Raw genomic sequence first — 10,449 nt, forward strand, 5'->3', positions numbered from 1 at the left:
CCCTTCGTAGCAAGGGTGCGGGGCCGTCGTCGTCGTGACGCGTGTCGCGGGAACGACCCCGCACGGAGGGTCAGGTCGCGGACGGCACGCCGGTGATCGTGTGGCCGAAGCGCAGGAGGTTGCCCGGGTCGTAGCTGGACTTTGCGACCCTCATCCGCTCGTAGACCGCGGGCGACCAGGCCCTCGCCCGGTCCGCTTCATCGCCGGGCTCGCCGTGGAAATTTACCAGCGTGTATCCCGTGGAGTGCGGAGCCATCTCAGCCAGGACCCCGCGGATGGAGGCGGCGACAGCCTCTGCGAACGGTGGCATCTTGAACCCGAGAAGGAACAGCAGGAAGGCCGCGTCACGCCCGGACACGGCGTCGGGCAGCGCCCCGGCACGGGCCAGGGCCCCGCCGAGCGGCCGGATCTCGACGAGGAGCAGCGGACAGTCCGAGCCCTCGCCGGTGAGTTTCAGCAGGTCCGCGGCGGCCTCTTCGCCGAGGTCTTTCAGGAGCGCTCCGCCGGCAGTGAACGGGAGCGGATCCGCCGGGTCCATGTGGATCTGGTCAACGTCAAGGTAGCTCATGGGCCCGGCCGTGTCCATCAACGGCCTCGAGACCGCCCGCATCGGGGCAAGCAGTGCGTCGCCGTCCTCACGGGTCCCCAGGAAGGCGAAGCGCAGGTGCACCACGAACTGGCCCCGCAGCGGCGCCGGAACGAACTCCATCTCCGGCAGCCGGAGCAGGGAGATTGAGGGCGAGGCGTGGTCCGGCAGTGCGGGCAGCCACTCCCGGAAGGCAGCGAGGATGTGGGCTGCATCCGCCCCGGGATAGATGATCCCGCCGCCGTAGAAATCACCCAGCGGAAAGAGGCTGAACTCGAGTTCTGTCACGATCCCGAAGTTGCCCTTGCCGCCGAGCATCAGCGCGAACAGCTCGGCTTCGGCCTCGGCGTTAATCCGGCGCAGCGCGCCGTCGGCGGTCACGACCTCCATACTGCGGACATGGTCCGCCGCAAACCCGTGGGCCCGGCCCAGCACGGGCAGCCCGCCGCCGAGGGTGTAGCCAACGACGCCGACGTCAGTGCTCGAACCGTGCAGTCCGACCAGCCCGAGCGGCACACTTGCCTCGAGGACGTTGCGCCACTTCACCCCGGCCCCAACGCGTGCGGTGCGTTCGACCGGATCGATCTGCAGTTCCTGCAGGCGGCGCGTGTTGATGAGCAGGCCACCATCCACCACCGAGTCAGCGCCGTGCCCGGTGGACTGGACCGCCACGGGGAGCCTGCGTTCTGCCGCCCACTTCACCCCGGCTGCGACGTCCTGTGCGTTCTCCGCCCCGAGGACGACGTCGGGCCGGTGGACCGTGGCGGCGTTGAAGGCGCGCGTCTCGTCCGCGAATTCGGGGCTGTCCGGCAAGGCGACCGGTCCGCTGACAGCCGTGGACAAGGCCTGGATGTCGTCGGTGACAAGCATGGTGAGCTCCTGTGCGCTCGCGTGCTGCGAGCAGGTTGGGGGCGCGGTGGCGCACGCATGGAATGGCCCCAGCACCCTCTCCAGTCGGCGGACCGCCCGGCTGATGAATGCGTTTGAGCTTAGGGTCCCCTCCGACTGCGGTCTAGGGACCTAAGTCCCGGCTGCCGGCTCGCCAGCCCAGCTACTGATCGGTTGTTCCGCAACGGCCCTTTTGAGGGATCATAAGGGCCGGGTGGGCTCACGACGGCAGGGTTCCCTGGCCGAACTTGTGAGGCTAGGGAACCGGTGGGGACAATCGATGAGAGTACGACAGCGGCCCCGCACCTTTCGCAAGGTGCGGGGCCGCCGTCGTTGGATCTGCTGGCTGCTAGTGCGCGGCCATGCGTTCCTTCAGGCCTTCGAGCTCTGAGCGCAGCGCCTCGGGCAGGGAATCGCCGAACTTGGCGTACCACTCCTCGATGGAGGCGAGCTCGGTGTCCCACTCCTCGCGGTCCACGCGGACGGCGTCTTCCACGTGGGCGTGCGTCAGGTCCAGGCCGGTGAGGTCCAGGGAGTGCCCGGCCGGCACGAAGCCGATGGGGGTCTCGACGGCGTCCGCCTTGCCTTCGATGCGCTCGATGGCCCACTTGAGGACACGTGCGTTGTCGCCGAAGCCAGGCCAGGCGAAGTCGCCGTCGGCCGTACGCCGGAACCAGTTGACCAGGAAGATGTGGGGCAGGCGTTCCGGGTTGGCTTTGCCGGAGACGCTGATCCAGTGCTTCAGGTAGTCGCCCGCGTCGTAGCCGATGAACGGCAGCATGGCCATCGGGTCGCGCCGCAGCACGCCGACCTGGCCCGCAGCAGCGGCCGTCGTCTCGGAGGAGAGTGTGGAGCCCATGAAGATGCCGTTGGTCCAGCTGCGGGCCTGGGTGACCAGGGGAACCGTGGTCTTGCGGCGGCCGCCGAAGAGGATTGCGGAGAGCTCCACACCGTCGGGGCTGAAGTACTCCTCCGCCAGCATGTCGACCTGCGAGATCGGGGTGCAGAAGCGGGAGTTCGGGTGGGCTGCGGGCTTGTCCGACGCCGGGGTCCAGTCGTTGCCCTGCCAGTCGGTCAGGTGCGCCGGAACCTCGTCGGTCATTCCTTCCCACCACACGCCGCCGTCGTCCGTGAGGGCAACGTTGGTGAAGATGCTGTGGCCCTTGGCAATGGCGCGCATGGCGTTGGGGTTGGTGCCCCAGCCGGTGCCCGGGGCGACACCGAACAGGCCAGCCTCAGGGTTGGTGGCGCGAAGTTCGCCTTCCTTGCCGATCCGCATCCAGGTGATGTCGTCACCGAGGGTCTCGACGTTCCAGCCCTCGATGGTCGGATCCAGCAGGGCGAGGTTGGTCTTGCCGCAGGCGGACGGGAACGCGGCGGAGATGTAGTAGTTCTTTTTCTCCGGCGAGGTCAGCTTGAGGATGAGCATGTGCTCCGCGAGCCAGCCCTCGTCGCGGGCCATCACGGATGCGATGCGCAGGGCGTAGCACTTCTTGCCCAGCAGGGCGTTGCCGCCGTAGCCGGAGCCGAACGACCAGATGGAGCGCTCCTCAGGGAAGTGCACGATCCACTTGTCCGGGTTGCACGGCCACGCGACGTCGGCCTGGCCGGCGGCCAGCGGCGCGCCCAGGGAGTGCAGGGCCGGGACGAAGAAGGCGTTGGTGGCGGTGATCTTGGCCAGGACCTCGGTGCCGATCGTGGCCATGATGCGCATGGAGGCGACAACGTAGGCGCTGTCCGTAATCTCCACGCCAAATTTGGGATCCTCGGCGTCAAGGTGGCCCATGACAAACGGGATGACGTACATGGTGCGGCCGCGCATGGAGCCGCTGAACAGGCCGCGCAGCTTCTCCTTCATCTCCGACGGAGCCATCCAGTTGTTGGTGAAGCCGGCATCGCGTTCGTTCTCGGAGCAGATGAAGGTCTGCTCTTCGACGCGGGCCACATCGGCGGGATCGGAGAATGCCGCGAAAGATTTGGGGAACAGCTTCTCGTTCAGGCGGGTCAGCGTGCCCGCGGCGACGAGTTCGTCCGTGAGCCGGGTGTTCTCTTCCTCGGAGCCGTCTACCCAGTGGATCCGGTCCGGCTGGGTCAGTTCAGCTACCTCTTCAACCCATGCCAGCAGGCCGGCATGTGTGGTGGGTGCCTTTTCAAGCAACGGCAGTCGCGCCAAATCTCCCATTACGGTTCCCTTCCTCGGGTTCAGTCGTGTGTCCTAAATGTAGGGCTAGATCACCCCCCGAAAATGGGGCAAGATGTGGGATGTCCGGGGGGCCGGAAAACAAAAACCCCGGAAATCCAAGGAATCACCCGCATCAAAAGCCCCCATTTTGTGACTAAGGTCACATAGACCGGTCTAGTCGGCCAGATTACACCTGTTTCGATTTGGAACTACGGCCCCACCTCGCGTAAAGTAATTCGAGGTTCGGGGAGCGAGAAGTTCCAAGAACTGAGAATGCGCCCATAGCTCAGCTGGATAGAGCGTCTGTCTACGGAACAGAAGGTCAGGGGTTCGAATCCCTTTGGGCGCACAGAGAGAAAGATCCGCACCGGTCCGCCGGTGCGGATCTTTTCTTTAACCCTCGACAACCCTCGACAACCCTCGACGGCGGACCCGGTGGCTCACCGCTGCGGGGAGATGGCCTGGCTGATCCGGTGCCGGATGCCGTCGAAGTGGCCGTGGAGCCGCTGGGCCGCGAGAACCTTGTCCCCGGTCGAGACAGCCTCGTAGATCCCCCGGTGCACGGCCGCTTCCGTCAGGAGATCGACCCCCTCCGCTGCGCCCACCTCGACGTGAACCCGACGGTATACCTGCCAGAAAACGCCGAGCAGATTGGCCAGCACCTCGTTGTTGAGTGGTTCGAACAGCCGGCGGTGGAATTCAGCTGCCGCCTCCACGAAATTCTCACCGGATCCGGCCAGGGCCTCCATGCGGAGCACGGATTCCTCGACGGCCGCGAGATGCTCCATTGTCATCAGATCCATGGCGCCCGCAATCAGCCCGGACTCCAGCGCCTGCCGGACCTCCACAAGCTGCAGGGCCTCCTGGCTGTGATGCCGCAGCGACAACCGGGCCCGGAACGTGAGCCCGTCGGCCAGGGCGTCAAAACTGTTCGGGGCCACGAACATGCCGAAGCCATGCCGGATTTCAATCACGCCCAGGGCCTGGAGGACCTTCAGGGATTCCCGCAGGGTGTTACGGCCGACTCCCAGCACCGCGGAGAGCTCATGCTCGGTCGGCAGCGGATCCCCGGCCTCCAGCTCACGCTCGAGGATGAGCTCCATGATGTCCGCCTGCAGGGCCCTCAGCCGGGCCTGAGCGCTGAACCTCGCCTGCGGCATCGGCCGGGCGGCGGTCGCGCCCGCGGCGCTCATGCCGTCCGCTCTCGAAACGCCCGCCGCGATTGCGCCGCCCGCGGCCGTTCCGCCTGCGGACACGTTGCCTGCCGTCATCGTCCTGCCCCTCCCCCAAGTATGCTCCCCACAGTAGCGGTGGTCCCATGTCCTGCAAAGGGTGTTTGATGGCGCTCGCCGGCACGGCTCCGGGCGTAGGCTTCTGCCATGACGGCACAGTTTGAACAGGATTTCGATGTCATTGTGATCGGCGCCGGCGCCGTCGGCGAGAACGTGGCGGACCGTGCGGTCCGGGGCGGGCTGTCCGCCGTGCTGATCGAGGCGGAGCTTGTCGGCGGTGAGTGCTCCTATTGGGCCTGCATGCCCTCCAAGGCGCTGCTGCGCCCGGGGACCGCCCTCCACGGGGCCCAGACTGTGCCCGGCGCCGAAGAGGCCGTCACCCGGACCCTGGACGTAGCCGCCGTCCTGAAACGCCGCGACTACTTCACGTCCAACTGGCAGGACGACAGCCAGGTCAAGTGGGTCGAGGACACCGGAATCGAGCTCATCCGCGGCCACGGCTGGATCACCGGCGTCCGGACGGTTGAAGTCGCGGGGCTGGACGGCAACAGCTACGCACTCACGGCACGCCACGCCGTCGTGGTGGCCACCGGCTCGTCCCCAACCGTGCCGCCCATCGACGGGCTGCCCGACGTGGACTACTGGACCACAAGGGAAGCGACATCCGCGCACGAGATCCCGGACCGCCTGGCAGTCCTGGGCGGAGGCGTGGCCGGCACCGAACTCGCGCAGGCCTTCGCCCGGCTCGGCGCCACGGTGACCCTGGTGGCCCGCGGCTCTCTGCTGGGCGCCTTCCCGGAGGAGGCGAGCACGCTGGTCGCCGCCGGGCTGCGGGCGGACGGCGTCGATATCCACCTTCACACCGCAACCGGAAGCGTCCGCGAGAACGACGACGGTTCCCTCACCCTTGAGCTTGAGGGCGGCAGCACCGTGACAGCGGACAAAGTCCTGGTCACCACCGGCCGGCATCCCGCCCTCGAAGGGATCGGGCTGGAAAGCGTCGGCCTCGCCGCCGCGGACGGAAAGGAACTGCGGCTCAGCACCGATTCCACCGGGCTGGTTGTGGGAGCCGCCGGGAACGACGCCGCCCCCTGGCTGTACGCCGCAGGCGACGCCGCCGGGAAGGTCATGCTGACCCACCAGGGCAAGTACGGGGCCCGCGCGACGGGCGACGCCATCGCCGCCCGTGCCAAGGGCGACCTCAGCGGCCCGGCCGCCCCCTGGAGCCGTTATGCCCGGACCGCCGATGACCACGCGGTGCCCAGTGTTGTATTCACCGATCCGGAACTGGCCAGTGTGGGCCGGACCGTGCGGCAGGCGGAACGCGACGGCCTCAGGGTGTCCTCCGTGGAACTGCCCATCCAGGTCGCCGGGTCCTCATTGCACGCCGAACGGTACGAGGGCTGGGCCCAGCTGGTGGTTGACGAGGACCGGAAGGTGCTGCTGGGTGCTACCTTTGCGGGCCCGGATGTGGCCGAACTGCTGCACGCCGCCACGATCGCCGTCGTCGGCGAGGTCCCGCTGGACCGGCTCTGGCACGCCGTGCCGGCGTACCCCACGATCAGCGAGGTCTGGCTGCGGCTGCTCGAGGAGTACGGGCTCTGAACCGCCCGCGGACGGGAACCGGCCGTCGGTTTCATCACAACCAGTCCAATCTATTTGAACTGACCGGTCAGTTTAGTTAGCCTTGTCGTAGACATTCATCTGCGAAAGGCCACTCTTTGCTCCGCGTGCAACAGCTCTCCGTGAACGGGAGGCGGGACGAACTGCTGCCGGCCACCTCCCTTCAGGTCGGGCGCGGCGAGCTCCTGCTGGTCTCCGGCAACCGCCAGGACCAGCGCACCGCCCTGGCCCTGGCCCTGAGCGGACGGCTCAAACCCTCCGGCGGCCGATTTGAATGGGACGGTTCGGAGTGGGAGGGCAGCACCAGGATCAAGACCCTGCGGCAGGCGAGCGCCGTCGTGGATTCCCCGGGCGTGAACGAACCCGAGCAGCACCTGAGCGTCCGCGATCTCGTCACCGAGGATCTGGCCCTGGTCCCGCGCCGGTACCGGGGTTCGCTGCTGAGCAGGCCCTGGCTCAAAGTCAACCGCTTCGAGGACATCGCCGGGCTGTGGACCGAGCAGCTTCCCGCCGCCCGACGGATCGAGTTGCTCACGGCCCTTGCCCTGGCGAACCCGCAGACGGATCTGCTGGTGGTGGATTCCCCGGACCGCCACGGCGATCCGGCCGATTGGCTGCCGCGGCTGCAGGCACTGGCCTACGACGCCGGGCGCCCGCTCGCCGTCGTTGCCACCGTCCTGCGCATCCCGGCCGGCTGGACCGGCCCGGCCGCCACGATCGGCACCGCGGGCTCTCCTCCCGAGGACGACGCAGACGCTGCCGCCGAACCCCTGGAAGCAACCACCACACCCGAAACTGAGGACGCAAAGTGACTGTGCTGCGGCTGGCCCGCTCCGAACTCAAACGGATGACGGGCGGCCTGCTGCCCAAGCTCACCATCCTGGCGCTGACCATGGTTCCGCTGCTCTACGGCGCCGTGTACCTCTACGCCAACTGGGATCCCTACGGCAAGCTGAACCAGATCGATGCCGCCCTCGTGGTCGAGGACACGGGCGCCACCTCCGCCGACGGCGCCCGGCTCGAGGCCGGCCGGAAGGTCGCCGACAGCCTCGTGGACGGTCACGTCTTTAACTGGCAGACGGTTTCCGACACCGAAGAAGCGGACCAGGGCGTGAGCACGGGCAAGTATGCCTTCGCCCTGAAGATCCCCAAGGACTTCTCGGCGAACCTCGTCTCGCCCGGCAGCTTCGACGCCGCCAACCAGGCCATGCTCAATGTCACCACCAATGACGCGAACAACTACCTGCTGAGCACCATCGTGGACAAGCTCACCACTGCCGTGCACACCACGGTGGCCACCGAGGTGGGTGAGGAAACCGCCAACCAGCTCCTCACCGGTTTCGGGACCATCCATTCGCAGATGCTCAAGGCCTCCGACGGCGCCGGACAACTCGCCGACGGGGTCGCCAGCCTCCACGACGGGACGGTCACGCTCCACCAGGGCACGGGCGATCTCAAGAACGGCGCCGCCGGGCTCTACAACGGCCAAGTCAAGCTCCGGGACGGCGCCACCGCGCTCAGCACGGGCGCAGCGCAGCTCAGCGCCGGGCTGAACCAGCTCGAGGACAAGACAGCCACACTGCCAGCCGATTCCCGGGCGCTGGCGGACGGCGCCGCGCAGGTGGCGGCCGGCAACGCCGCGCTCAACACCAAGGTGCAGGGTCTGGCCGGCCAGCTGGCGGCCTCTGAACAGGCGGCCGCCCAGGCTCAGCGCGGCCGGGTGGTCGCGTCCAACAGCCGGCTCGTCGCCGCCGGGACCATCACCCCGGCCCAGGCTGATGCAATCCTGGCCGACTTTGACACGAACGCAGCCCCGCCCGCAGCCCCGGGCCCGGCGGCCGCACTGAAGTCCGCGGCAGGTCAGATCCAGCAACTGGCGGACGGTTCCGCTGGCGTCAGTGCAGGGGCGGCCAGGCTGGCGGAAGCCACCCCCGCCCTCGGCGGCGCCATCACCCAGGCGTCCACCGGTGCGGACCAGCTGGCCGGCGGCGCCGCCACGCTCGCCACAGGACAGCAGAGCGCACTCGACGGCGCGGGGAAACTCTCCGAGGGCGCACAGAAACTCGACGACGGCGCCGCCCAGCTGGAAAACGGGGCGGCCACGGCCACCGGGGGCGCCGGAACCCTTGCCGCTGAGCTCGCCAAGGGCGCCGGCCAGGTCCCGAACCCCGACGACACCCAGAAGGACAGCCTCGCCAAGGTAATGGCGGATCCGGTCGCCGTCAGCAGCGTCTCGCAGGCCAAGGCCGGTTCCTACGGCGCAGGCCTTGCCCCGTTCTTCCTCACCCTGGCCCTGTGGATCGGCGTCTTTATGCTGATCCAGGCCATGCGGCCCGTGACCCAGCGGGCACTGGCGTCGAACGCCCCGGCGTGGAAGATCGCCGTCGGCGGCTGGCTTCCGTTCCTGGCTGTCGCAGCTGTCCAGGCGAGCCTGCTCACCCTTGTAGTCGACGTGGGGCTGGGCCTCAACCCTGCCCACCCCTGGCTGATGTGGTTCCTCATGCTGGCCGCGGCGATGGCGTTCAGCGCGATCATCCAGGGCGTCGTCGCGTTGCTCGGTTCCCCGGGCAAGCTCGTGGTGCTCATCCTGCTGGTGCTGCAGCTGGTCTCCTCGGGCGGCACGTTCCCGTGGCAGACAACACCCCAGCCACTCCACGTGGTGCACCAACTCCTGCCGATGGGGTACGTGGTCAACGGCATGCGGCACCTGATCTACGGCGCGGATCTGGCCGTCATCCTGCCCACGATGCTGGGCCTGCTTGGCTACACTTTGCTGGGGACGGCCATGTCCACCCTGGCCGTCCGGAAGCACAAGTACTGGACCCTGAAGTCCCTGAAACCGGAGATCACCGTATGAGCAGCCGCAGGGACAGCAGCACGGCAAGGGCCAGCGGCGAGGAAACTGCTGCGGCGACGCCCGCGGAAACCGCGAAGAAGCTCCGGCCGGCCCGCACCAACGCGACGAAGCAGAAGCTCTTCGAGGCCTCGATGGAACTGATCGGCGAACGCGGCGCGGCGGGGGTGACCGTCGACGAGATTGCGGCAGCTGCCGGGGTCTCCAAGGGCACGGTGTACTACAACTTCGGCAGCAAGTCGGATCTGATCGCCCAACTGCTGCACCACGGGGTGGACATCCTGCTGGCACGGCTGCTGAGCGTCCGGGACGATTCGGCGGACCCGCTCGCGGCGATGGACGAAATGATCGGGCAGGCCATGGACTTCATGGACGAGTACCCGTCCTTTGCCCGGCTGTGGGTCAGTGAGAACTGGCGGACCCCCAGCGAGTGGCAGGACACCTTCTCGGAGCTCCGCGGGCGGATGCTCACCGTGGTCGGGGCGGCGATTGACGCGGTGGCTGCCGTCTACCCGGTGGATCCCGCCGTCTCCAGGGGCAGCCTGGAGACCGCCATCTTCGGGGCCTGCTTTGTGGTGGGACTGGACCGGCAGACCTACAACCCGGAGCGGACCCGCGAGCAAAGCGTCACAGCAATTATGGCGTCCATGCGCGGCTACGTCGTGAAATAGCCCCGCTCAGGGATGATTGGTCACATGGGCCACATGGGTAACAGCGGAAAGTTTGCCATCGGTGCGTTTCTCGCCGCGCTGGCACTGCTGGCGCTGACCGGCATCACGCTGCACGAAACGGTGTTCCTGTGGTTCCTGGCGGCCTCCGCCGCAGCTTACGTGGCCTGCGTCTCCGAGGTGGTCATCCGCCGGCGGCACCGGACCCTGGCGGCCAGTGGGATCGGAAGCATCCTTTTTATCGCCTTCGGCATCTCGTTCCTGCGCCAGTGGGGTCTGGCCTTCAACGCCGACCCGGATGCGATGTCAGCCCGGGTGGATTCCGACCATCCGGACCTGTACTTCTACCTCGCCGCCGCCTGCGGCGCAGCCACCCTGCTGCTGCTGGTTGCCGGCACCGTCCTGCCAGGCCGGGC

Annotated in this window: 7 protein-coding genes, 1 tRNA gene and 1 pseudogene; 6 read left to right on the forward strand and 3 right to left on the reverse strand. The window is 67.8% G+C overall.

The genetic code is table 11. The annotated features are described in order from the left end of the window. Positions 1 to 70: 70 nt before the first annotated feature. Both K789_RS0102620 and K789_RS0102625 read right to left on the reverse strand, forming a co-directional pair. Entirely contained in the window at positions 71 to 1,456 is a 1,386-nt protein-coding gene (locus tag K789_RS0102620; protein ID WP_024365391.1) for an FAD-binding oxidoreductase, read from the reverse strand. A 367-nt stretch (positions 1,457 to 1,823) separates the two neighbouring features. Further along, complete coding sequence (locus K789_RS0102625; protein WP_024365392.1) at positions 1,824 to 3,656, reverse strand: phosphoenolpyruvate carboxykinase (GTP); 1,833 nt, start codon at positions 3,654 to 3,656, stop codon at positions 1,824 to 1,826. A 275-nt stretch (positions 3,657 to 3,931) separates the two neighbouring features. Between K789_RS0102625 and K789_RS0102630 the strand changes: the two genes are divergently transcribed. Next, positions 3,932 to 4,005: transfer RNA gene (locus tag K789_RS0102630), tRNA-Arg, on the forward strand. 91 nt (positions 4,006 to 4,096) lie between these two features. On the opposite strand, the gene K789_RS0102635 is transcribed toward K789_RS0102630, so the two are convergent. Continuing rightward, positions 4,097 to 4,816: a FadR/GntR family transcriptional regulator gene (locus tag K789_RS0102635; RefSeq protein ID WP_128081545.1), complete on the reverse strand. Its 720-nt coding sequence runs from the start codon at positions 4,814 to 4,816 to the stop codon at positions 4,097 to 4,099. 219 nt (positions 4,817 to 5,035) lie between these two features. Between K789_RS0102635 and K789_RS0102640 the strand changes: the two genes are divergently transcribed. The 5 genes and pseudogenes from K789_RS0102640 to K789_RS0102660 form a co-directional block, all read left to right on the forward strand. Next, positions 5,036 to 6,493 carry a dihydrolipoyl dehydrogenase family protein gene (locus K789_RS0102640; RefSeq protein WP_024365394.1) on the forward strand — a complete coding sequence of 486 codons (1,458 nt, stop codon included), beginning with the start codon at positions 5,036 to 5,038 and terminating at the stop codon, positions 6,491 to 6,493. A 116-nt stretch (positions 6,494 to 6,609) separates the two neighbouring features. Then, entirely contained in the window at positions 6,610 to 7,323 is a 714-nt protein-coding gene (locus K789_RS0102645) for an ABC transporter ATP-binding protein (protein WP_024365395.1), read from the forward strand. Beyond that, entirely contained in the window at positions 7,320 to 9,368 is a 2,049-nt protein-coding gene (locus K789_RS0102650; RefSeq protein ID WP_024365396.1) for a YhgE/Pip family protein, read from the forward strand. The genes K789_RS0102645 and K789_RS0102650 overlap by 4 nt, the downstream gene beginning before the upstream one ends. Beyond that, on the forward strand, positions 9,365 to 10,036 hold the full coding sequence (locus tag K789_RS0102655; RefSeq protein ID WP_024365397.1) for a TetR/AcrR family transcriptional regulator: 672 nt from the start codon (positions 9,365 to 9,367) through the stop codon (positions 10,034 to 10,036). Before K789_RS0102650 ends, K789_RS0102655 begins: the two co-directional genes overlap by 4 nt. A 33-nt stretch (positions 10,037 to 10,069) precedes the next feature. Continuing rightward, positions 10,070 to 10,449: pseudogene (locus tag K789_RS0102660) on the forward strand (hypothetical protein); the annotation flags it as partial.

Source organism: Arthrobacter sp. TB 26 (assembly GCF_000427315.1).
GTDB lineage: Bacteria > Actinomycetota > Actinomycetes > Actinomycetales > Micrococcaceae > Arthrobacter.